Raw genomic sequence first — 22,367 nt, 5'->3', positions numbered from 1 at the left:
GGAACAGGTGTGGTGGGTATTTTCCACACTGGCCGGCGCGTAACTGCCGGCGCCCTTCGACCACGCTCCCGCAAGGGGGCGTGGTTTTTTGTTGGGCCGCCCGATCACGTCGAGCGGGCGTCCTTGGACGGGCCGCCTCCGGCCGCGTCCGTTGTGGCGCGGGTCCGCGGGGTCTCCGTCCCGTCAGCCTGAGGGCAGGGGCTCGCGGCGAGACGGTCGCTTTCCTCCATGGCGACGATCTGCTTGGCGCGTTCCCAATGCATGTCCGCCTTGTCCGAAGGGCGGCCTTCCTCTTCCCAGATGCGTTGCGCCCGCGCGCGGATGCGCTCGTCGATGCGTCCCATGGCCTGCCTCATCCCGTTGCGCTGCAAGGACAACGGAACGGGGAACGGGCGGGTTCCGGCGCGGGGAACTCCCCATGGGGCCGCGAATGGTATAGGAGGCTGAAGGCGCATCCCGAGGGCCGCCATGACCGACATCGCCACCCGCGTCTATAATCACACGTGGAAGATCGACCCCATCGTCCGTTCGGTCCTCGACACGGATTTCTACAAGCTGCTCATGGGGCAGATGATCTTCCGGCGGCACCGGGACGTGGAGGTGGCCTTCGGCATCCACAACCGCACCAGCCGCGTGCGCCTGGCCGAGATCATCGACGAAGGTGCGCTGCGCGAGCAGCTGGATCATGTGCGCTCGCTCTCCCTGTCGCGGGGCGAATCCACCTGGCTGCGCGGCAACATGTTCTACGGCAAGCGGCAGATGTTCGCGCCGGACTATCTGGCTTGGCTGGAGAACTTCCGATTCCCCGCCTACCATCTGGAAAAGCGCGACGGGCAGTATGAGCTGATCTTCGAGGGACCGTGGATCGAGACCACCATGTGGGAGGTTCCGGCCCTCGCCGTCATCAACGAATTGCGCTCGCGGGCGGTGCTGAAGGGGCTCGGACGCTTCGAGCTTCAGGTGCTCTATGCCCGGGCCATGACGCGGGTGTGGGAGAAGATCGAGTTCCTGAAAAGCCTCGGCCCGGTCAATCTCGCGGATTTCGGCACCCGGCGCCGCCACGGCTTCCTGTGGCAGGACTGGTGCGTGCAGGCGCTGAGCGAGGGGCTTGGCCCCACCTTCCTCGGCACCTCGAACTGCCTCATCGCCATGCGCCGCGAGGTTGAGGCGACCGGCACCAACGCCCACGAGCTTCCCATGGTCTATGCGGCGCTCGCGCAGGACGATGCGGCGCTGGCCGCCGCGCCCTATGAGGTGCTTGCCGACTGGCAGCAGGAATATGACGGCAACCTGCGCATCATCCTGCCGGACACCTATGGCAGCACGGGCTTCCTCGCCCATGCGCCGGACTGGGTGGCGGGCTGGACCGGCATCCGCATCGACAGCAAGGATCCGCTGGAAGGGGGCGAGGAAGCCATCGCCTGGTGGACGGCGCGCGGGCAGAATCCGCAGGAAAAGCTGGCCATCTTCTCGGACGGGCTCGATGCGGACGAGGTGGCCCGCATCCATGCCCGGTTCAAGGGGCGGATGCGGCTCGGTTTCGGCTGGGGGACGCTGCTGACGAACGACTTCCGGGGCCTGGCGCCCAATGGGGTTCTCGACCCCATTTCCATCGTCTGCAAGGTGATCTCGGCCAATGGCCGCCCGGCGGTGAAGCTCTCCGACAATCCCACCAAGGCCATGGGGCCGCCGGACCAGATTGCCCGCTACCGGCGGGTGTTCGAGGTGGGCGCGCAGGCCGAGCGGCGGGTGGTGGTGTAAGCCGACCCGCTGCCGTCGCGCCGCTCAGGCGCCGCCCTGGAAGGTCTCGGCCGAGGGGATGGTCGCCGTGGCGATGAGCGAGCGGTAGCGCCGCCGGGCGTCGGCGCGCGAACCGTCGTCATTGAGGGCGGCTTCCTGAAGCTCGGCGAGCACCCACTCGCTCGGCCGCGTGGGTAGAACGGTGAGGTCGGCGGACGTGCCCGCCAGTTCCCGGATATCGCTTGGGCTGAGGGAGGCCAGCGCATGAGCCATGAGCTGGCGCTGGTGCGCGCGGCGCTCCGGCGGCAGGTTTTCCCAGGCTTCCAGCAGCGGGAAGCAGGTCTGGGCATGGGCATGGGCTGCTCGCGCCATCCGCTCGATCAGCTGTGACATCATTCCGCCTCGCCAGGGGACTTTCTTCGTTCAAGGGGAAATTGGGGGCTCAGGCTTTCCGCATTCTTGCCGTAACGGACACCGCCCCGGCGTTTCAGCCGGCGTGGTGAACGTCCTGTTAATCGGTTGATGCGAGGACGGTGCCCCGGTGAGGGAGAGAGATGCGAAAGCCCATCCTAGCAATGAGCGCCCTTCTGGCGCTGCTCGCCGCCGGCCCGCTGCAGGCGCAGGACGCGCCGCCGCCGCGACCGCTTGATGTGCTGCGGACCGAGATCGACCGCGTCGATGGCGAGATCCTGGCACTGCTGAATGCCCGCGCCGCCATCGTGGACGAGGTGGGCCGCGGCAAGGCGGGGGCCAATGCCGTGGTGTTCCGGCCCGGCCGGCAGGCGGCGCTCATCCGCAAACTTGCGGCCGTGCAGGGCCGGCAGAAGCCCGCCACCATCGCGCGGGTGTGGACCGCCGTCATTGCCGGCTCCATCCTCCAGCAGAAGGCGGATTTCTCCGTCGCGGTGGCTGATGCGGGCGACGGCGCGACCGAACTGCTGGCGCAGGATTATTTCGGCGCGCAGATGCCGCGCCAGCGGCTCGCCTCCGCCGATGCCGCCATCGCCGCGGTGAGCGAGCATCGCGCCGACGTGGCGGTGGTGCGCCTCGACGGTCCCTGGTGGAACCGCCTGCCGGAGGGGATGCATGTCGTCGCCGCCGTGCCCTTCGTCGCGCCTTCCGAAAAGGCGCCCGCCGCCTATATCGTGGCGCGGCAGGACATCGATCCGTCAGGAGACGACGTTACGCTGGTCCGTCTGCCGGCGGATGTGGCGCCCGATGGCGCGCAGCAGCTGGCGGCGGATGGCGGCTTCAAGCTCTGGGCCTTCGCCAAGGGCGCGCCGCTGCCGACCAATGCCGAGCCCATCGGCATCCATGCCCGCCCGCTGGTGATCGGCGGGACGGACAAGACGCCCGCGCCGAAGTAGGCTGGGCACAACGAGACGTGTCGCGTCTGGAGGAAAGAGGATGTCCGTGACCCTGGCCGATCTGAAGGTGAAGCTGTTCACCGATGGCGCCGAGAAGGCGCAGATCGTGGAGATGGCCAAGCAGCCCCATATCGCGGGCTTCACCACGAACCCGTCGCTGCTGCGCAAGGCGGGTGTCACGGATTACGAGGCCTATGCCCGCGATCTCGTCGCCGCCGTGCCGGACCGTCACATCTCCTTCGAGGTGTTCTCGGACGAACTGCCGGAAATCCGTGCGCAGGCGGCGGTGATCGCCACCTGGGGCGCGCATGTGCATGTGAAGCTGCCCATCACCAACACCAAGGGCGAATCGCTGCTCCCCATGGTGCGTGATCTGGTGCAGGACGGCGTGAAGGTGAACCTCACCGCCGTCTTCTCCGAGCGGCAGGTGGAGGAGGGCGTCGCGGCGCTCGCGGGCGGCGCGCCGTCCATCATCTCTGTCTTCGCCGGCCGGCTCGCCGATCTCGGCATCGACTACCTGCCCGCCATCACCAAGGCAGTGGCCCTCTCCCGCGCCACGCCGAACGTCGAGGTCATCTGGGCCTCCACCCGCGAGGTCTGGAACGTCATCGAAGCGGACCGGCTCGGCGTCCACATCATCACCGCTCCGGCGGACGTGCTGAAGAAGCTGCCCGCCCTCGGCAGCCGGACCGCCGACGAACTGTCGCTCGATGCGGTGAAAGCCTTTCGCACGGATGCCCTTGCGGCAGGGCTGACGCTGGACGTGACCGGGCGCGCGGCGGCCGAATGAGGCGAAAGGCCGGCATTGCTGCTACCGGCGCGGTTCAGTCCTGCGGCTTTGCCGGATTGCACGTCCCTTTTCCGGTGTTACACTCCCCTTAACTGATATCGAAGGCGGGTGAGCATGCGGCAGGTCTGCAGCTCCCTGCGAGGGGATTGAGATGAGGGACGAGACGCACCGGCCCTCACCGGACAAAGCGTGCGGAGACCGCGCGCTGTCCGTTGGCGGTGAGCCGGAAAGCGGCTGCCCCGATCTCGGGCCGTCCATCGCGGCGCGGGACGAGGTTGACTGCGGCGGCGCCGGGAGCGCCGCCCCTTGCGCGGAACCCGTGCCCATGGGCACGCGGTTCGGCTATCCCGGCAGCGACAACCTCTATGCCGCGCTGGACCTTGGCACCAACAACTGCCGTTTGCTCGTGGCCCGGCCCACGGCCCGCAACTTCCGCGTGGTCGATGCCTTCTCGCGCATCGTCCGCCTCGGCGAAGGCCTCGGCGCCAGCGGACGGCTGAGCGCGGCGGCCATGGGTCGTGCGGTGGGTGCGCTCGAGGTCTGCGCGGGCAAGATCCAGGCACGGGGCGTGAAGCGCATGCGCGTCATTGCCACCGAAGCCTGCCGCGCTGCGGCGAATGGCGATGAGTTCTGCTCGGTGGTGGAAGACCGCACCGGCCTCGTGCTGGAAGTGGTCGACCGCCGCACCGAGGCGGGCCTCGCTGCCGCCGGCTGCGCGCCCCTCGTCGATCCCAATTGCGACGGCGCCATCCTGTTCGACATCGGCGGCGGCTCCACGGAAGTGGTGTGGCTCGGCCGCCGGGCGGCGGGCGACGATGGTCCGCCGCGTGCCCGCATCCGCTCCTGGGCCTCGCTGCCGGTGGGCGTCGTGTCGCTCGCCGAGCGGCACGGTGGGGTTAAGGTGTCCTGCGATCTCTTCCACCGCATGGTGGCCGAAGTGGTGGACATGCTGGAAGGCGTGCGCCAGAGCTGGGGCCTGCGTCAGCCGGGCCGGATGCATCTGCTCGGCACCTCCGGCACCGTGACCACCGTCGCCGGCATCCACCTCGGCCTCGACCGCTACGACCGCACCCGTGTGGACGGTGCCTGGCTTTATGCGGACGACATCTGCGAGGTGGTGGACCGCCTCATGGGGATGTCGTTCGAGGAGCGGGTGTCCAATCCCTGCATCGGCGCCCAGCGGGCGGACCTCGTTCTGGCCGGCTGCGCCATCATGGAGGCGGTCCGCGAGACTTTCCCCGCCGAGCGCCTGCGCGTGGCCGACCGTGGCCTGCGCGAAGGCATGCTGGTGCAGCTCATGCGCGCCGATGGTGTATGGAAGCGGCATCGCGCGCAGCCCAGCTATTCGGAGTCCTGTACTTGAGTTCCTCCCCCCGCGGTCCCGACGCCCGCCCCCTCAAGGTGCGTGTGAAGTCGGCACGCACCCGCTCGTCCTCGTCCCAGAAGTGGCTCCAGCGCCAGCTCAACGATCCCTATGTGGCCCGCGCCAAGCGCGAGGGCTGGCGCTCGCGTGCCGCCTTCAAGCTGATCGAGATGGACGAAAAGCTCCACGTCCTGAAGCGGGGCATGCGCATCGTGGACCTTGGCGCCGCCCCCGGCGGCTGGAGCCAGGTGGCGGCCAAGAAGATCGGCGCGGCGGAAGGGCAGGGCAAGATCGTCGCCATCGACCTTCTGGAGATGGATGCGGTGACGGGCGTCATGTTCGCCCAGATGGACTTCCTCGATCCCACCGCCCCCGAGCGGCTGTTCGCCATGCTGGACGGCAAGGCGGACCTCGTGATGTCGGACATGGCGGCCAACACCACCGGCCACAAGAAGACCGATCACCTCAAGATCATCGCCCTCGTGGAACTGGCGGCGGATTTCGCCCGGCAGGTTCTGGCGCCGGGCGGGGCCTTCATCGCGAAGGTGTTCCAGGGCGGCACCGAGGGCACGCTGCTGGCCGACCTGAAGCGCGACTATGCGCAGGTGCGCCACCTGAAGCCGGCGGCGAGCCGTGCGGATTCGGCCGAGCTCTATCTCGTCGCGACCGGTTTTCGCGGCAGCGCCGACCGGGCGGAACACGAGACGGACGAGGCCTGAACCTTACGAGCCCGCGGTGTTCACCTCGCCGCGGGGATCGGGCAGCGTGCTCGGCTTTTCCTTGTGGCCGGAGAGTTCCGCGCCCGCATCCTTCGGTAGGCTCATGAAGCTGAAGACGGCAAGCGCGCTTACCCCTGCGACGATCAGGAAGGCGGGGGTGAAGTCGGCCAGTTGCAGTGCCGTCTCGCCCCGTGCGCTGCGCATCGCCTCCAGCACCATGCCCACCAGCGCCACGCCCAGAGACAGCGACACCTGCTGCGCCACGCTGACGAAGGAGGTGGCGCGGCTCATCTCCGGCTGGGAGACGTCCGCGTAGGACAATGCGTTGATGGCGGTGAACTCCAGCGAGCGGAAGAAGCCGCCCATCAGCAGCACCGCGACGATGGCGGCGTGGGGCGTTTCCGGCGTGAACAGCGCATTGGCGCCGATGAAGGCCGAGGAGATCAGGGCGTTCACCACCAGCACCCGCCAGAAGCCGAAGCGCCGCAGGATCGGCCGCGCCGTCGTCTTCATCACCAGAGCGCCGGCGGATGAGGCGAAGGTGAGCATGCCGGAGGCGAAGGGGGACAGCCCGAAGGTCAGTTGCAGCATCAGCGGCAGAGCGAAGGGCAGGGCGCCCACGCCGATGCGGAACAGCGAGCCGCCGACCACGCCGGCGCGGAAGGTCGGAATGCGCAGCAGCGAGAGGTCCAGCACCGCATGGGGCGTGCGCCGGGCGTGGCGGACATAAAAGCCGAGGGCCACGATGCCGATGGCGGTGACGCCCACTGCCGCCCAATAGGGCACGAGGTGCTGGCCCAGCACGGCGAGGCCGAAGACGAGTCCGGAGAGGCCGATGCCGGAGAGCACGAGGCCGTGCAGGTCCAGCGGCGGCACGTCCTCCTCGCGCACGTTCTCGATGAAGCGCGTGGCGAGGATGATGCCGAGAATGCCGATGGGCACGTTGATGAAGAAGATGAGCCGCCAGTCGAAATAGGTGGTGATGAAGCCGCCCAGCGGCGGACCCATCACGGGCCCGAGCAGCGCCGGAATGGTCAGCCAGGCGAGCGCCGAGACGATCTCGGACTTCGGCACCGACCGCAGGATCACGAGGCGGCCCACCGGCACCATCATCGCCCCGCCCATGCCCTGGATGATGCGGTAGATCACGAAATCCAGAAGGCTGGTGGAGAGCCCGCAGAGGATCGAGCCCAGCGTGAAGATGACAATGGCCGAGCGGAACACGGTGCGTGCGCCGAATCGGTCCGCACACCAGCCCGACGCGGGAATGAAGACCGCGAGGCTCAGCAGATAGGAGGTGAGCGCCAGCTTCAGCGCCACCGGATCATCGTGCAGCGAGGCGGCAATGGCGGGCAGAGATGTCGAGATGACGGTGGAATCCACCTGCTCCATGAACAATGCGCACGCCACGATGAGCGGAACGAGGATATGGCGGGGCAGGGCAGATGCGAGCATGTGCGCTCCGGAAGGGCACGGTGCGGCGGGGAAGGCGCGTCCCTCATCTAGCCTCCTGGCCGCGGTTCCTCCAGCCCGTGGCGCAAGGTTCGGACGTTCAAAAAGACAACAGGGGCGCGCGGGGCATTCTCCGCAGCGGTCCTTACGGGGGCTTTACCGGGCGGCCGCGGCTTCCGGATGGCGCCTTTAGGCGGATGGGACCGATCTTCGGGGCGTCAGGTCGAGCCTTCGGGCCGGCCGCTTTTTCCGGAGGCGAGATGCCCCTTGCCCATGATCTTTCGGTGGCCGACGTCGAAGCGCCCGTCACCGAACCTCCCCTAGAGACGGATTCAAGAGAGGGAGGGCGATTCACCGCACAGATTGACGCGATCTGTGCGGATCTCGCTCCCGCCCTCGCTGCCCTGCCCGGTCTCGGCCGTCTGCTGACGCAGCGCGATCGGGTCGATGCCCACGACCATGTGCTCGTGCTGGGCGGCGATGCCCTGTCTCTGGCCCTGCTGATGTGGCGGGGCGGCTTCACCAATGTCGGCTGTGCCCCGCGCAATCTCGACTGCGTCGCCCACGGCATCGCCGAGGCCCTCATCGTCTCGCAGATGCCGAAGGGCGAGGAGATGGACCGCCTGCTGGCCCGTGCGCGCTTCGCACTGAAGGACGGCGGCTGGCTGCTCGCGGCGTTCGACAACGCGCGCCACATCTCGGTGCCGCATCTCTATGGCCGGCTCACCGCATCCGGCTTCGTGGCGGATGAACTGGCGTCGGACGGACGCGGCGGACTTTGGCTGGCGGCCCGCAAGCGGGCGCATCTGCGCCTCGTCCCGGCGCGCGGCATGGAACGCGCGATGGCAGGCAGCCGCGGCGGATTGGCCGCGATGGGCCGGTAGGCTTCAGACTGGAACGGGCGGGGCCTGCAATGCGTCGCCCGCAACGGCCCCCTCGGAGACTGCCGCTCCGAGGGGTTTTCTGTTTCAGCTGTCAGAAGAAGCGGCGGCCGGATGCCGGGCGGTCTTCCTCCGCCGCCTCGCGGGCGAGGCGTGCGGCTTCCTCGCCGCGGCGGGCGAACTCGGCAAACGGATCGGCTTCCTCCTCGCGCGGAGCCGGGGCGCGAGGAGCGGGCTCAAAAGGGCCGGGGGCGCGCTCCTCGCGGGCCGGAACGGCGCGGGTGCTGTCGGTGAAGCGGGTGGCCTTGGCCTCGAGCCACGGCAGCGGATAGGGGGCGGCCGCAAAGGCGATGCCGTCTTCCTGCTCCCAGGCCACCATGTAGATCTGCTCGTCCGCCGGCAGGCCCGGCAGGGCGAACATCTGCGGGGCCTCGCGCACCGCACCGGTCCAGCCGATGGAATGGGCGAGCTGGAAGGCCTCGTCGAGGAACACCGTCAGGGCAGCGATGCGGTCCGCACGGGGGGTGAGGCCCATGTCGATTTCCATGAGCTGCCGCAGATAGGCCTCCACGCTGTCGCCGGGCGCCCAATGGCCTCCCGAGGCGAACTGGTAGAGATGAACGCGGGCACTTTCCATGTATTGGCTCCGTCCGGTTCCGGCCTCTCGAAAAGGCGGCAACACGAGGGGTTCAGGCAATGGCGGGTCGCAGTGTAACGGACAGTCTCCAAACAAAGCGTATCCATCGGCAGGCCATGAAAAGCCGGTGCCGGATCTGCGGAAACTGGCGAATCTTCACGCCGCGCCCCAACGCAAGGGTGGGACAAAAGCCTTCAGGACATGGGCAGGAACGTGGCAGGCGCTCGATTGTTCACGCCTTGAGGCTCGCAGCATAGGCGCTGAAGGTCTGGAGGGTCGGATAGTCTTCGGTCACCGAAGGATAAAGTTCGATGCCGAGCCATTCCTCGATTTCCAGCACGAAATGCACGGCCATGGCCGAATCAAGCCCGAGGCTGGCGAAGCTGGCGTCATCCGCGATGGCTGAGGCGTCCGTCTCCACGATGGCCGCGAGGCGCTCGCGGCAATGGCTGAGGATGTCGCTGGGGCTGGGCATGATGCGGGCTCTGTTCGAAAGTGTCAGACGGCTTCGGCCGCCGATTCCGGTGCGCGGGGATCCCACACCTCCAGCGTGCCGTCCAGCCACTGCTGGCGGGTGCGGCTGCGCTGGATCTTGCCGCTGGTGGTCTTGGGGATGGTGCCGGGGCGGATCAGCACGATCTTCGCCACGTTCACCTCGTGATTGTTGACCACCGCCGCCCGGATCGCGGCGAAGACTTCCGTCTCGTCGATGGCATGGCGCTTGGTGCGTTCCACCTCCTGCACGAGCACCACCTGCTCGGTGCCGTCCTCGCCGGTGACGCAGAACACCGCGCCATAGTCCCGGCGCAGGGTGGGGTGGGCATCCGCCACCGTGCCCTCGATGTCCTGCGGATAATGGTTCACGCCGCGGATGATGATGACGTCCTTGATGCGGCCGGCGATGAAGAGTTCGCCATCCCCATCCAGATGTCCGAGGTCGCCGGTGCGCAGGAAGGGGCCGGCGTCGGGCTCGTCCTCGATGTGCGCCCGGAAGGTCGCCTCGCTCTCCTCCGGCCGGTTCCAGTAGCCGCCGGCGACGCTCGCCCCATGCACCCAGATCTCGCCGATGGCACCGGGCTCGGCGCGGCGGCGGGTCTGCGGATCGACGATGGCGATGCTCTGGCCCGGCATGGTGAGGCCGCAGCCTACGATGGGCTGGCGGTCTTCCGCGTCCTTCGGCGGCGCGATGCGACGGTCCTTCAGCCCTTCGGCGCTCACCTCGCGCACCGTTACCCCGCTGCCCCGCGGGGCGGAACTCACGACGAGGGTTGCTTCCGCCAGCCCGTAGGTGGGGTGAAGCGTGCGGGCGTTGAAGCCGTAAAGGGCGAAGGTCTCGGCAAAGCGCGCCATCGTCACGGCGCGTACCGGCTCGGCGCCATTCACCGCCAGCGTCCAGCGGCTGAGGTCCACGCCCTCCATCTGGTCTGCCCGGAAGCGGTCCACGCAGAGGTGGTAGGCAAAGTTGGGCGCGGCGGCGACCTCGGCCTCGAAGCGCGCGATGTTGCGCAGCCAGTTCAGCGGCCTGTGCATGAAGCCCGACGGCGTCATGAGCACACAGGTCGCGCCCACATAGAGCGGCTCCAGCAGGTTCAGGATCAGCCCGAGGTCGTGATAGAGCGGGATCCAGCTCACATGGGTCGAACCCGCGTGATTGCCGAAGCGCTGGCGCATCATTTCCAGATTTGCCAGCAGGTTGGCGTGGCTCACCATCACGCCCTTGGGGGTGGACGTGGAGCCGGACGTATATTGCAGGAAGGCCAGATCCTGCTGGGCGATGGTGCGAGCGGGCAGATCATCGGACGCGCCGTCCACCAGTGCCACCGGCATATGGCGGACATTGCCGTCCGCGAGGCGCTGGCGCAGCGTGCCGCGCGGGTCTTCCGCCTCGCCCGCCGGGCTGAGCGCGAGCACGGGGGCGCAGTCGGCGATGATGGCGGCGCTGGAATCCTGATTGGCGTTGCGCCGGGGCGGCATGAGCGGCACCGCCACCACGCCCGCCATGAGGCAGGCGAAATAGGAGACGACGAACTCAAGCCCGGACGGGAAGACGAGCAGCGCCCGGTCGCCGGGCTGCGTCTGATCCGCGATCTGCCGCGCCAGGGTCGCGGCCTGCGCGTAGAGGCCTGCGAAGCTCAGTTCCGGCTCGATCTCCGGCTTGCCGGAAGAGAAGACGAGGGCGCGCTTGTCGGGCGTGTGCTGGGCCTGATGGCGCAGCATGTCCACCAGCGAGGAGAAGGAGCTCATGATTCGGATCTGAAACCGCCGGCCATCGGTGCCAGCGCGGCGAGAGAGGACGGGGAACGCATGGTGTCAAGCTTCCGCTGGTGCCGCGAACCGGCATCGTGAGGTCCGAACGGGCGCAGATGACGGCGGAACGCCGTGTCGCGTAGGAAACCCGATGCCGTTTTCAACGTCTGTCCCACCGTTGCGTCATTGGTTTATCCTAGACCATTGGCGATGAGCGTATCAAACATGGCCCGGCAGGGGTGGTGGGACGGACGTGATGGTGGTTGACGACGCGGCGCGCGTGGCGCCGGATTTTTCGCAGGCACGCGACATCCTCTCCACCATGGAAGTGCGTTTGCCAGGTCGCCGTCTCGCCGATGGCGGGGTCGCGCAAGACCTGGTTCTACCGGTACGCCTGTTCATGTACGGCCCCTTCCTCCGGCTGCCGGAGGGGCGGTATTGCCTGAGCTTCGACGGCGAGTTCTCCGCCCCCGTGCAGAAGGGTCACCCCATGCTGGGCGTGGAGGTGATCGCGCAGAACCGGATGCTGCGGGCATGGCGGGACTTCACCCATGAGGAACTGTGCGCCGGGGACCGCTCGCTCTTTTTCGAGGTGCCCCACGCCCTCTCCATGGAGAGCGGGGCGGACGCGCCGTTCGAATTCCGCTTCACCGGGTTCGGCACCTCGCGCTTCACCATCACCGGCCTGACGCTGCGCACGGCGAGCGAAGCGGAAACCGCCGCCGCCCCGCCCATGCGCTGGCGCATGCTGGGGCGCCTGCGGCTCGTGCCCGCCTCCGGACCGGTCGGGCTGTCGCCCGTTTCAGTCTCCGCGCTCAAGTTCTGGCGCTCCTGGTCGCCGCTCTTCCTGCCCGCCGGACTGCACCGGCTGGAGGTGGCGGCGCGCGTCGGTGCGGTTTCGCAGCCGGACGAGCCGGCGCTGGAGATTTCCGTGCGCACCCGGGATGGCGGGGTGCTCGGGACCGAGGTGTTCAGCAGCGCGCAACTGGCGGGGGAACGGGGCAGCTTCCTGTTCGAGGTACCGCCCGACGCCAGCCTCGATTCCGGCGTGCCGCAGAAGATCGACATTGGCATCCGCCATTTCCGCAAGGCCTCCCTGAAGCTCGACGCGCTCGACATCGTCCATCTGCCGGCGGGGACGGGGGCGGCGGCCGGCGTCTTCGCCAAGGCGGTGCGCGGGGCGACCACGCGCAAGAAGATCCTCGTCTTCGGCAATTGCCAGGGCAGCTTGGTGGCGCGGGCCTTCCGGGAAAATCCTGGCTTCTCGAAGCAGTTCTCGGTGAAACACCATTTCATGGAGCTGCCGCCCAATCTGCACGAGCAGGGCCGCCGGGACATCGAGGAATGCGACCTGCTGCTCATCCAGGACATCAAGGAGTGGGAGCAGTATCCGCTGAAGGAGCACGTGCCGGCCGACCTGCCGACGCTGCGCTATCCCTGCGTGCGCTTTGCCTCGCTCTGGCCGTTCGACGCCTTCAACGGGCCGGACGACAAGTTCGCCCGCAACAAGGACTATCCCAACTTCGAGTTCACCTATTTCGACGGCCTGCTGGCCCGTCTGCGCAAGGAGATCCCCGATCCCGAAGCGCGCTTCGATGCCTATCGCACGCTGGACGTGAAAGGGGTGATCGACCCCAAGCGCCTGCATACGTTCGAGGAGAAGCGCCTGCTGGCCATGGACGAGAAGTTCCCGGCCGGCATGGGGGCCTACATTCTGGAGAATTTCCGCAGGAAGCGGGTCTTCTACACCACCGCCCATCCCAATGGTGCCATCCTCTCCATGCTGATGAAGTATCTGGCGAAGGAACTGGGGGTGCGGCAGCTCTTCTGGTTTTCCGGCCCGCTGGATTCGCTCCGCAGCCTCCAGATCCCCGTGCATCCGAAGGTGGCGGCGGCGCTCGACGTGCGTTGGGCGGGTGCGGATGCGCGCTATCTGGTGCGCGGCGAGAAGGTCACGTGGGAGGACTATTTCCGCAAGTACATCAGCTATTACGGCTGACCGTCCTGCGCCCGGCCGCGCTTGACGCCTCCTCCGCTCCCGTGGTCTCTCGGCATACAAAATACGAGGAGACGCCACGCCATGCTTCTGTACCTGTCCGCCCGCTCGCCCAATCCCCGCCGCGTGCAGTTCTTCCTTGCCGAGAAGGGCATCGAGGTGCCCGTGGAGATGGTGGACCTCGCCGCCAAGGCCCACTGGAGCGAGGACTTCCGCAAGATCAGCCCGCGCCGCACCGTGCCGGTGCTGCTGCTCGATGACGGAACCGCCGTGGCCGAGACCATCGCCATCTGCCGCTATTTCGAGGCCGTGCAGCCCGAGCCCAACCTGTTCGGCCGCGACGCGCGCGAGATCGCGGTGGTGGAGATGTGGCAGCGCCGGGCCGAGATCGAGCTGATGCAGGCGGTGCAGTTCGCCTTCCGCCATGTCCACCCGGCGCTCGCCGAGCGCGAGGTGCCACAGGTGAAGGAATGGGGCGAGGCGAACAAGGCCAAGGTGCTGGACTTCCTCACCTTCCTTGATGGCGAACTGGCCGCCCGGGCCTATCTCGCCGGCGACCGCTTCACGGTGGCGGACATCACCGCCATCGTCGCCATCGACTTCATGAAGGTGGCCCGCATCACCGCGCCCGAGGAACTGGTGAACCTCGCCCGCTGGCGGGCCGAAGTCTCCGCCCGCCCAGCGGCGAAGGCGGGCGCCTGAGCCGGTGCCAAAGACCGGTCCGGCCCCCATATGAGGGGCCGGACAGGAACGGGACGGCATGACGGACCAGCTTGAGCGGCCGAATCTGGAAGCGGAACTGGAGGAGCGGGGCGCGGTCGATCCGCCGCTCGGTGCGCTGCTTGCGGATATCCGCGCCTGCCGCAGATGTGTCGAGGCTCCGCTGGGCCGGCCGATGCCCCATGAGCCGAGGCCGGTGCTCCGCGCCTCCTCCACCGCCCGCATCCTCATCGCCAGCCAGGCGCCGGGGACGAAGGTGCACCTGACCGGGCTCACCTTCCATGACGCCTCGGGGGACCGCCTGCGGCAGTGGATGGGCGTGTCGCGGGCGGTGTTCTACGACACGGCACAGATCGCCATCGTGCCCATGGGCTTCTGCTTTCCGGGGCAGGACGCCAATGGCGGCGACCTGCCGCCCCGGCGGGAATGCCGCGCCACATGGCATGACCGCCTGTTCGCGGCCCTGCCGGCGTTTGATCTCATCCTCGCCATCGGCCGCCCGGCACAGCTCTATCATCTGAAGCGGCTGGGCCGGGAGGCGCAGATCGGCGACAGCCTCACGCAGACGGTGGCGAACTGGCGGCAGGTGCGGGCGGCGGCGGAACGGCCCCGCGTTTATGCGCTGCCCCATCCCTCCTGGCGCAACACGGGGTGGCTGAAGCGCAATCCCTGGTTCGAGCAGGATCTGCTTCCCGAGCTGCGCGCGGATATCGCACAGGCGCTCGCCCGGTCCGGGTGAGGGTGGGGTTTCTTCCGCGCGCGAGCGTGGCATACAAGGTTTCAAATGTGGCGCGAGGCGCCGAAGCGTTTGGGAGAGGACCAATGGCCGACATCACCGAAGACATGGTGCGCAGCGCGCTCGGCTCCGTGCGGACGCCGGAAGGGGTGGCGCTGGCCGTTTCTCCGGCGCTTTCGGGCATCGTGGTTACCAGCGGCAAGGTCTATCTCTCCGTCACCGTCGATGCGGCGCAGGCCCGCGCCTGGGAAAGCGTGCGCGCCGAGGCGGAAGACGCGGTGCGCGCCATTCCGGGTGTCGCCTCGGCACTGGTGGCGCTCACCGCCGAACGCAAGGCGGGCGCCCGCCCGGCCGCCCCCCCGCCGCCGGCCGGTGGCGGCCATGGCCACAGCCATGGCGCGGCGAAGGGCGGTGCCATCGAGGTCCCCGGCGTCGCCTCCATCATCGCGGTCGCCTCGGGCAAGGGGGGCGTCGGCAAGTCCACCGTGTCCATCAATCTGGCGCTGGCGCTGCGCGATCTCGGCCTCAAGGTCGGCCTGCTGGATGCGGATATCTACGGCCCCTCCGTACCGCGCCTCGCCGGCGTGCACGGCAAGCCGGAGGTGGAGGATGGGCGCATGATGCTGCCCATGGACAATTTCGGCCTCCAGCTCATGTCCATCGGCTTCATGGTGGAGGAAGACACCCCCATGATCTGGCGCGGGCCGATGGTCATGTCGGCCATCTCGCAGATGCTGCGTGAGGTGAAGTGGGGACCGCTCGACGTGCTGGTGGTGGACATGCCCCCCGGCACGGGCGATGCCCAACTGACCATGGCCCAGCAGGTCGGCCTTGCCGGCGCGGTCATTGTCTCCACCCCGCAGGATCTGGCGCTCATCGACGCCCGGCGCGGCATCGCCATGTTCAAGCGCGTGAACGTGCCGATCCTCGGCATCGTCGAGAACATGGCCACCTTCATCTGTCCGCACTGCGGCGGCAGGTCCGACATCTTCGGCCATGGCGGCGCGCGGGCGGAAGCCGAGAAGCTCGGCGTGCCCTTCCTCGGCGAGATCCCGCTGCACATGCGCATCCGCGAGATGTCGGACGCCGGCGTGCCGATCCTCGTGTCCGATCCCGACAGCCCGCAGGCGGAAGGTTATCGCGCCATCGCGCAGCAGGTGCGCTCGGCCATCAGCCGCAGCGGCGCCTCCGCCCGCCCGGCCCCGCGCATCGTCATCGAGTGAGGCGCCGGCGGGGCTTGCAAAAGACCCATTTCGCAGACCGGGAAAAGCCATTAGAAGAAAGTCGAGGATGACCTCGGGTCAGGGAGCCTTTAGTTCTCTGACACGCAATAAAATGTCCAGGGAGCCGCCATCCATGAAACGTCGTGATTTTCTTGCTTCCGCAGGTGCCGGTGTCGCGGCTTCTGCCGCTGTGGCCATGCCGGCGATCGCGCAGTCCGCGCCCGAGGTGAAGTGGCGCTGCACGTCGTCCTTCCCGAAGTCGCTGGACACCATCTATGGCGCCGCCGAGCTGATGTCCAAGACGGTCGCGGAAGCGACCGACGGCAAGTTCCAGATCCAGGTGTTCGCGGCCGGCGAAATCGTGCCCGGCCTGCAGGCCCTCGACGCGACGCAGAACAAGACCGTCGAGATGTGCCACACGGCGTCCTATTACTACGTGGGCAAGGATCCGACTTTCGCCTTCGGCTCGGCGTTCCCGTTCGGCCTCAATGCACGCCAGATCAATGCGTGGTTCTACCACGGCGGCGGCCTTGAGCTGCTGAACGAGTTCTACAAGAAGTACGGCGTCTACATGCTGCCCGGCGGCAACACCGGCGGCCAGATGGGCGGCTGGTTCCGCAAGGAGATCAAGACCACCCAGGATCTCCAGGGTCTGAAGATGCGAATCGCGGGCATCGCTGGCCAGATCCTGGCCAAGCTCGGCGTCGTCCCGCAGCAGCTCGCTGGCGGCGACATCTATCCGGCGCTCGAAAAGGGCACCATCGATGCGGCCGAGTGGGTCGGCCCCTATGACGACGAGAAGCTCGGCCTCCAGAAGGTGGCGCAGTATTATTATTATCCCGGCTGGTGGGAAGGCTGCGCCTCGCTGACCTTCTTCTACAACCAGGAAAAGTGGAACGAGCTGCCCAAGAACTACCAGGCCATCCTGCGTTCGGCGGCTGCCCAGGCCAATGGCGACATGCTGGCCAATTACGACACCAAGAACCCCGCCGCCGTGCAGCGGCTGGTGAAGGCGGGTGCCCAGCTGCGCCGCTTCCCCAATGAGATGATGGATGCCAGCTACAAGGCGGCCCAGGAACTCTATGAGGAAATCGGCGCCAAGAACCCGGACTTCAAGAAGGTGCACGATCACGCCAAGGCGTTCCGCAACGAGGAATACCTGTGGTGGCAGATCGTTGAATACACCTATGACGACTACATGGTGCGCGCCCGCACCCGCGGCTGAGCAATTCCCGCCTCGGGCGGGGTAAAGCAGACCACAGACGGTCCGGATGGCGACATCCGGGCCGTTTGCATTTCACATGGGCGTTGGAACTCGCGGGGGTGGGTTGTCCGGAAGACGGGCGGGGCCTCCTCTGCGCGTCTGTGCGGCCTCCGCCCGTGCCTTGTCCCGGAGCGCCAGGAGATCGGCCCGGCCCTGACGCGCGGCCTCCGCCGGCAGGGCGGGATCGGGATTGGCATCGTCCCACGCCAGGACCCTGTCGATGGTGGCGATGAGGCGGGAGGCGTCGCTCTGCCCGTACTCGCGGACCGCTTGCCCGAGCGTGTCCATCTGGCCGGACAGTTGCGGTGACAGGGCGAGGACCTGCGGATGATGGGCAGCCTGCGCCGCATGCACACGCAGTTCGCCAGCATAGAACCAGAACATGGCGTCGTCCTTGCGGCCAAGCCCCCAGAGGCGCGCGGCGCGGCGGATCAGGGTCGCGCCGCCCTGCAGGGCAGGATCGACCTCCTCGGCGGCGACAGCTGCCCCCTGCGCATGGGCGATGGCGGGAAGCATCACGCCGAGCAGCAGCGCAATCAGCAGGGCACGGGCCGGCGCGGCGGCAGCCCGCCGCGCGCCTTTAGGGAAAACAGAACGCACGAAACACTCCGTTGTGGCGTCGCTGCCGTTGGGGTGTCACATCAGACGCGCGATCATCACGCCTACCGCCCCCAGCAGAAGGATGCAGATGGTCAACAGGATCAGCAGGGCCCGTCGGCGCGCGGCGGAGAGCGGCGGCGTGCGGGCCGTCGCAGGCAGGCGGCGGATGCGTCGAGAGCCGATGAAGCCCATCACCACCGCGCCGCCGATCATGGCGCCTGCGACCTGCCAGATGATCTGGGTGCGGTTCAGCGGCACCTCGCCCCGCACAAGGAAGGTGCCGAGCACGAGGCCGAAAAGCGCCCCCATCAGGATGAAGCGCAGCAGCACGGCGGAACGTTGCGTCATGGCCTCACCCGGAGCGCCGTCCGATCAGAGGGAGAACCCGGCCCGAGACGCCGTGTCCTTCGGGTCACATCTGCGCCGAGCGCGGCAGCGGGACGGCTTGAATTGCAGGACAACCAAGCAGGACCCAAGCCGGTGTGTTCCCGGGGGCAGAGATGACGCCTGTTCTCTATCAATCCCGCCGGATCGCATCAATGATTTCAAAGAAGAAAATAATGGGTGGATGGTATCGAGCTACGAATATAAAGAAATATTTTGAATATTGCTTGCGGTCTATTTTGAAATCCTTCGTCGAGTGCCGTGGCGGCAGATGGAGGTGCGGGCATGCCCAGTCGCGGCGCGTTGTTGCGAAAGGGGACCTTTGCCCGCAGGCCGGCTCAGTAGCCGGCCACCGGATCGTAGAGCGCGTCCATCGGCTCACCGGCCTCGAAGCGGCGAATCTGCTCGGCGTAGAAAGCGGCACGCGCCCGGCGCGAGGCGATGGAGCCGATGTGCGGGGTGACGATGACCTTCGGATGAGTCCAGGCGGGATTGTCCGTCGGCAGCGGCTCCTCCTCGAACACGTCGAGCACGGCGCCGCTCAGTTGCCCGCTGTCGAGGGCCGAGAGCACGTCGCCCAGCACCATGTGGGTGCCGCGACCGGCATTGATGAGGCCGGCACCGGCGGGCAGCTTGGCCAGCAGGTCCGCATTGATGAGGCCGGTGGTCTCCGGCGTGTTGGGCAGCAGGCAGACGAGGATGTCCGTCTCCTTCAGGAAGGCGTCGAGCCCCTCCCGCCCGGCATGGCAGGTGACGCCCTCGATGGCCTTCTGGCTGCGCGACCAGCCGGAGACGCCGAAGCCGACGGACCGGAGCATGCGGGCCGAGGCTGCGCCCATGGAGCCGAGGCCGAGGATGCCCACCCGCATGTCCCACGCGCAGCGGTCCACCTCGAAATTGTCCCACACGCGCTGGTGTTGGCCGATGATGGCGCGCTTGAGATCGCGCGTCAGGGCGAGCGTGGACATGACGATGAATTCCGCCATGCGCTGGGAGGCTTCCGGCGTCACCGCCCGCACGATCGGCAGGTGGCGCGGCCAGGACGGATCGCTCGTGATGTGGTCCGTGCCGGCGGCACTAGAGAGGATGAGGCGCAGGTTCGGGTAGGCGGCGAGCCGCCCCGGCTCCGGCTGCCAGACGATCACATAATCCACGTCCTCCGGCGCCACCTGTGGATCATCCCACCAGCGCACCTCGAGGTGCGGCGCAAGTTCGGCGAAGCAGGCTTGCCAATCCGGGATGGCGGCCTCGCCTCCGGACTTCACCGCGATGATCCTGCGTGCCGGGGCGTGGCTGCCGTGCATGGTCGTTGTGTCTCCGAGGGTGCGATCAGCACCCGATCATCTCGTTCCTGCGACGGGAGTCCCGGGTTGCCCGGCACTCCTGCCGCTCCGGTCGCGCTTTCCTCCGTTCTCATGCTGGCGCACGAGGTTTCAAGCTTTTTCTCAGGGCAGGCCCCGGAGCGGCTTTGGGCGCAGGCAGGATGGGGCGGCCTCAGGCCTGCGGAATGGGTTGCATGCCGCTGCGGCGCACCGCCTCCTGGGCTTCATCGCTGGTGAGGAAGGCAAGGAAGCGTGCCGCAGCCTCGGGGGCCTGTGAGTGGATGCCGGTGGCGGCGGCGAAGATGGTCACGAGTTCGATGTCCGGCGGGAGAGGGCCGAGGATCTCGATGCCCGGCTGGCCGAGCAGTTCGCTGAGCTGCTGGAGGCCGAGGTCCGCCTCGCCCTGCGCGAGCAATGTCGCCACGGGCACGCCGGGCGGGGCTTGCAGCCCACGCACCGCCATCTCCGGTGTGATGCCCCAGCGCTCCCAGAGCGCCTTTACATGATCGCCGCTCGGTCCGGTGGAATAGGCGAAGCGCTTGGCCTTGAGCATCGCCGCGCGCACGGCCTCGGCCGTGTCGATGGGCGGGTGCGGCGCGCCGGCCGGCACGGCCAGAGCGACGTCCGATCGCGCATAGTCCACGCGGGCACCGGGGACGAGATGGCCTTCCTGCGCCAGCTTGTCGAGAGCGGGAGCGGCGAGGGCGGCGAGATCCACCGGCAGCCCCTCCCGCAGGCGCCGTGCCGCCTCGACCCCGCCCATGGCGGTGAAGGCGATCTTGATGCCTGTCTGTGTCTCGAAGAGCCGGCCGAGCTCTTCGAGAATGTGGCGCGCGGCCATGGAGGTGACGCCGGACAGCTGAATTGTCATGGTAGGGGCTTTCCGCAAGCGATACGCGGGGGCGCTGCCGATCCCGGTGCGCCCGCGGCGACAGGTTAAACACGTGATCATCCCGCGGGAAAGAGGGCGTGCCTGTCGCGTTTCTGTCCCGAGGGGCAACTGAGCGGCCGGGCGCGCAAGGCTCGTCCGCTGCGAACAAGAGGGCGTCGTGCGCATCGATTTCCTGGGCCTGCAGGCCTTCATCGCCATCGCGGAGCGCGGCTCCTTCCTGCGTGCGGCGGCCCATCTCAACCTTTCGCAGACGGCACTGTCCCACCGCATGAAGAAGCTGGAGGACGACCTTGGCGTGCGCCTTCTCATCCGCTCCACCCGCGTGGTGACGCTGACACCTGATGGCGAGGCGTTGCTGCCCAAAGCCAAACAGGCGCTTGCGGGGCTGGCGGCGGAAGTGGAGGCGCTGCGCGAGAAGGCGCTGGGGCAGGAGACGCGGGTGGCGCTCGGCTGCCTGCCCACCATCGCCACGAGCCATCTGCCACACGTGCTCCTGGATTTCGAGGCGGCACATCCGGGCGTGGCGGTGAAGATCTACGACAATTCGGCCTCCGAGATCGCGGGGCTCGTGCGGTCCGGGGCGGCAGCCTTCGGCATCGGCATCGTGACAGCGGCCATGTGGGACCTCGAGATGACGCCGCTGCGGAAGGAGCCTTTCCTGCTGCTCTGCCCGCAGAGCCATGCCTTCGCCGACAAGCGCGCAGTTTCCTGGGGCGAGCTGGAGGGCGTGCCGCTCATCCGCATCAGCCCGCAGGCGGGCAACCGCGCGCTCATCGATGACGCGCTGGGCAGCCGTCGCGAGGCGCTGAACTGGCGTTATGAGGTGCAGCATGTCCAGACGGCAGTGAGCATGGTGCAGGCGGGCATCGGCCTCACCATCGTCCCCAAGTTTGCCATGGAGCGCTCCGCCATCCCGGGGCTGCGGCTTGTGACGTTGCGTAATCCGTCGATCACCCGCACGCTGGTGGTCTTCACAAAGCGCGGCGTGCCGCTTTCACCCGTGGCGCGCGATCTGCTCGAGCTCGTACGCGCGCGGATTGCAGGGCGCCGCAGCGCGCCGGTTGCCGCACCATAGAAGATGCAGAAAATTCACGAATAGCCGAAAATTTGTCATTTGCTTCATCCTCCTCTTCTGGCGAAGGTCGCAGCCAAGAGCGCGATCACGCGTCACTGCGGGAGAGGACGGAAGGATGGGGCCGCGTCTGGCAATCATCGGATATGGCGAAGTCGGCACCCTGTTCGCCGGCGATCTTCTGGCGAAGGGCGTGCCGGCCATATCGGTCTATGACATCAAGTTCGGTCAGCCGGACCGTGCTGCGCCTCTCCTGGAGCGTGCCCGCGCCGCTGGCGCCCGTGCCGCGGCCAGCGCGGCCGAGGCGGCGGAAGGGGCCGACATCGTCATTTCCGCCGTCACGGCCGATCAGGCCCTGGCGGTGGCGCAGGAAGCGAGCGGCTATCTGAAGCCGGGCCAGATCCTCTTCGACATCAATTCGGCCGCACCCCACACCAAGGTTGCCGCCGGCAAGGCGGTGGAAGGCGCCGGCGCCGATTATGTGGAAGGTGCCGTGATGGCGCCGGTTTCCGCACCCCGCCTGGCCGTGCCGATCCTCGGCGGTGGGGCGCGGGCGCAGGCCGTGGCCGATGCGCTGGTGCCGTTCGGCATGAACATCCGGCCGGTGTCTCTCACCCACGGGCGCGCCTCAGCCATGAAGCTGTGCCGCTCCATCATGGTGAAGGGCATCGAGGCGCTCATCGTGGACTGCGCGCGCGCCGCCCGCGCCTTCGACGTAGCGGACGAGGTGTTCGGCTCCCTCGACGCCAGCTTCCCCGGCATGGATTTCGCCAAGCTCGCCGACACCATGGCCGAACGTGTGGCCACCCACGGCGTCAGGCGGGCGGCCGAGATGCGGGAGGCTGCCGACATGGTGGCCGACCTCGGCTTCGCGCCGGACCTCGTGCGTGCGGTGGCGGAGGCGCAGCAGCGCGGAGCCAAGGCGAAGCCCGCCCATTGATCATAAGACCAGCAAAACGGGC

Annotated in this window: 23 protein-coding genes; 13 read left to right on the top strand and 10 right to left on the bottom strand. The window is 67.9% G+C overall.

Annotation, left to right across the window (positions count from 1 at the left end; translation table 11 throughout):
• Window positions 1-104: 104 nt before the first annotated feature.
• Window positions 105-344: a DUF2934 domain-containing protein gene (locus DFO45_RS24955; RefSeq protein WP_043879530.1), complete on the bottom strand. Its 240-nt coding sequence runs from the start codon at window positions 342-344 to the stop codon at window positions 105-107.
• A 124-nt stretch (window positions 345-468) separates the two neighbouring features.
• Here DFO45_RS24955 and pncB point away from each other — a divergent pair, with 124 nt between their 5' ends.
• Window positions 469-1,761: a nicotinate phosphoribosyltransferase gene (gene pncB, locus DFO45_RS16000; RefSeq protein WP_133865646.1), complete on the top strand. Its 1,293-nt coding sequence runs from the start codon at window positions 469-471 to the stop codon at window positions 1,759-1,761.
• Window positions 1,762-1,785: 24 nt separating this feature from the next.
• On the opposite strand, the gene DFO45_RS15995 is transcribed toward pncB, so the two are convergent.
• Window positions 1,786-2,136 (bottom strand): hypothetical protein, encoded by a 351-nt coding sequence (locus tag DFO45_RS15995; protein WP_012171899.1) that lies wholly within the window; start codon window positions 2,134-2,136, stop codon window positions 1,786-1,788.
• Between the two features lie 158 nt (window positions 2,137-2,294).
• Between DFO45_RS15995 and DFO45_RS15990 the strand changes: the two genes are divergently transcribed.
• From DFO45_RS15990 to DFO45_RS15975, 4 genes are all read left to right on the top strand, one after another.
• Window positions 2,295-3,107 carry a chorismate mutase gene (locus DFO45_RS15990; protein WP_012171898.1) on the top strand — a complete coding sequence of 271 codons (813 nt, stop codon included), beginning with the start codon at window positions 2,295-2,297 and terminating at the stop codon, window positions 3,105-3,107.
• A gap of 40 nt (window positions 3,108-3,147) precedes the next feature.
• Window positions 3,148-3,897 (top strand): transaldolase family protein, encoded by a 750-nt coding sequence (locus DFO45_RS15985; protein ID WP_012171897.1) that lies wholly within the window; start codon window positions 3,148-3,150, stop codon window positions 3,895-3,897.
• Window positions 3,898-4,222: 325 nt separating this feature from the next.
• A complete protein-coding gene (locus DFO45_RS15980; RefSeq protein ID WP_043879528.1) occupies window positions 4,223-5,260 on the top strand; it encodes a Ppx/GppA phosphatase family protein in 1,038 nt (345 codons plus the stop codon).
• A complete protein-coding gene (locus tag DFO45_RS15975; protein ID WP_208299807.1) occupies window positions 5,257-5,979 on the top strand; it encodes an RlmE family RNA methyltransferase in 723 nt (240 codons plus the stop codon). The genes DFO45_RS15980 and DFO45_RS15975 overlap by 4 nt, the downstream gene beginning before the upstream one ends.
• Window positions 5,980-5,982: 3 nt before the next feature.
• On the opposite strand, the gene DFO45_RS15970 is transcribed toward DFO45_RS15975, so the two are convergent.
• Window positions 5,983-7,434 (bottom strand): MFS transporter, encoded by a 1,452-nt coding sequence (locus tag DFO45_RS15970; RefSeq protein WP_133865644.1) that lies wholly within the window; start codon window positions 7,432-7,434, stop codon window positions 5,983-5,985.
• A 257-nt stretch (window positions 7,435-7,691) separates the two neighbouring features.
• Between DFO45_RS15970 and DFO45_RS15965 the strand changes: the two genes are divergently transcribed.
• A complete protein-coding gene (locus tag DFO45_RS15965; protein WP_133865643.1) occupies window positions 7,692-8,315 on the top strand; it encodes a hypothetical protein in 624 nt (207 codons plus the stop codon).
• A gap of 91 nt (window positions 8,316-8,406) precedes the next feature.
• Here the strand turns inward: DFO45_RS15965 and DFO45_RS15960 are convergent, their stop codons facing one another.
• The 3 genes from DFO45_RS15960 to DFO45_RS15950 all read right to left on the bottom strand — a co-directional run bounded on the left by DFO45_RS15960 (window position 8,407) and on the right by DFO45_RS15950 (window position 11,193).
• Window positions 8,407-8,949 carry a hypothetical protein gene (locus tag DFO45_RS15960; RefSeq protein WP_012171892.1) on the bottom strand — a complete coding sequence of 181 codons (543 nt, stop codon included), beginning with the start codon at window positions 8,947-8,949 and terminating at the stop codon, window positions 8,407-8,409.
• Between the two features lie 232 nt (window positions 8,950-9,181).
• Window positions 9,182-9,424, bottom strand: a complete 243-nt coding sequence (locus DFO45_RS15955) for an acyl carrier protein (RefSeq protein WP_012171891.1) — start codon at window positions 9,422-9,424, stop codon at window positions 9,182-9,184.
• 23 nt (window positions 9,425-9,447) lie between these two features.
• Window positions 9,448-11,193 (bottom strand): fatty acyl-AMP ligase, encoded by a 1,746-nt coding sequence (locus tag DFO45_RS15950; protein WP_133865642.1) that lies wholly within the window; start codon window positions 11,191-11,193, stop codon window positions 9,448-9,450.
• Between the two features lie 259 nt (window positions 11,194-11,452).
• Between DFO45_RS15950 and DFO45_RS15945 the strand changes: the two genes are divergently transcribed.
• From DFO45_RS15945 to DFO45_RS15925, 5 genes are all read left to right on the top strand, one after another.
• Complete coding sequence (locus tag DFO45_RS15945; protein WP_133865641.1) at window positions 11,453-13,195, top strand: WcbI family polysaccharide biosynthesis putative acetyltransferase; 1,743 nt, start codon at window positions 11,453-11,455, stop codon at window positions 13,193-13,195.
• 81 nt (window positions 13,196-13,276) lie between these two features.
• The gene (locus DFO45_RS15940) at window positions 13,277-13,894 is read left to right on the top strand and encodes a glutathione S-transferase (RefSeq protein WP_133865640.1); all 618 of its coding nucleotides are present in this window, start codon (window positions 13,277-13,279) and stop codon (window positions 13,892-13,894) included.
• A 58-nt stretch (window positions 13,895-13,952) separates the two neighbouring features.
• Window positions 13,953-14,651 carry a uracil-DNA glycosylase family protein gene (locus DFO45_RS15935; RefSeq protein WP_133865639.1) on the top strand — a complete coding sequence of 233 codons (699 nt, stop codon included), beginning with the start codon at window positions 13,953-13,955 and terminating at the stop codon, window positions 14,649-14,651.
• 83 nt (window positions 14,652-14,734) lie between these two features.
• Window positions 14,735-15,871 (top strand): Mrp/NBP35 family ATP-binding protein, encoded by a 1,137-nt coding sequence (locus DFO45_RS15930; protein WP_133865638.1) that lies wholly within the window; start codon window positions 14,735-14,737, stop codon window positions 15,869-15,871.
• A 133-nt stretch (window positions 15,872-16,004) separates the two neighbouring features.
• The gene (locus tag DFO45_RS15925) at window positions 16,005-17,096 is read left to right on the top strand and encodes a TRAP transporter substrate-binding protein (RefSeq protein ID WP_012171885.1); all 1,092 of its coding nucleotides are present in this window, start codon (window positions 16,005-16,007) and stop codon (window positions 17,094-17,096) included.
• Between the two features lie 72 nt (window positions 17,097-17,168).
• Here DFO45_RS15925 and DFO45_RS15920 read toward each other — a convergent pair whose 3' ends face one another.
• The 4 genes from DFO45_RS15920 to DFO45_RS15905 form a co-directional block, all read right to left on the bottom strand.
• Window positions 17,169-17,735 carry a hypothetical protein gene (locus DFO45_RS15920; protein WP_133865637.1) on the bottom strand — a complete coding sequence of 189 codons (567 nt, stop codon included), beginning with the start codon at window positions 17,733-17,735 and terminating at the stop codon, window positions 17,169-17,171.
• Between the two features lie 36 nt (window positions 17,736-17,771).
• Complete coding sequence (locus tag DFO45_RS15915) at window positions 17,772-18,083, bottom strand: hypothetical protein (protein WP_012171883.1); 312 nt, start codon at window positions 18,081-18,083, stop codon at window positions 17,772-17,774.
• Between the two features lie 374 nt (window positions 18,084-18,457).
• A complete protein-coding gene (locus DFO45_RS15910) occupies window positions 18,458-19,423 on the bottom strand; it encodes a glyoxylate/hydroxypyruvate reductase A (RefSeq protein WP_133865636.1) in 966 nt (321 codons plus the stop codon).
• A gap of 190 nt (window positions 19,424-19,613) precedes the next feature.
• Window positions 19,614-20,312, bottom strand: coding sequence for a substrate-binding domain-containing protein (locus DFO45_RS15905; RefSeq protein ID WP_043879523.1), 699 nt, complete (start codon window positions 20,310-20,312; stop codon window positions 19,614-19,616).
• Between the two features lie 178 nt (window positions 20,313-20,490).
• Here DFO45_RS15905 and DFO45_RS15900 point away from each other — a divergent pair, with 178 nt between their 5' ends.
• Window positions 20,491-21,408 (top strand): LysR family transcriptional regulator, encoded by a 918-nt coding sequence (locus tag DFO45_RS15900; protein ID WP_012171880.1) that lies wholly within the window; start codon window positions 20,491-20,493, stop codon window positions 21,406-21,408.
• A gap of 115 nt (window positions 21,409-21,523) precedes the next feature.
• Entirely contained in the window at window positions 21,524-22,345 is an 822-nt protein-coding gene (locus DFO45_RS15895; RefSeq protein ID WP_133865635.1) for an NAD(P)-dependent oxidoreductase, read from the top strand.
• The last annotated feature ends 22 nt before the right edge of the window (window positions 22,346-22,367 follow it).

The organism is Azorhizobium sp. AG788 (genome assembly GCF_004364705.1).
Lineage (GTDB): Bacteria > Pseudomonadota > Alphaproteobacteria > Rhizobiales > Xanthobacteraceae > Azorhizobium > Azorhizobium caulinodans.
This window is presented reverse-complemented; position numbering and strand designations above follow the sequence as displayed.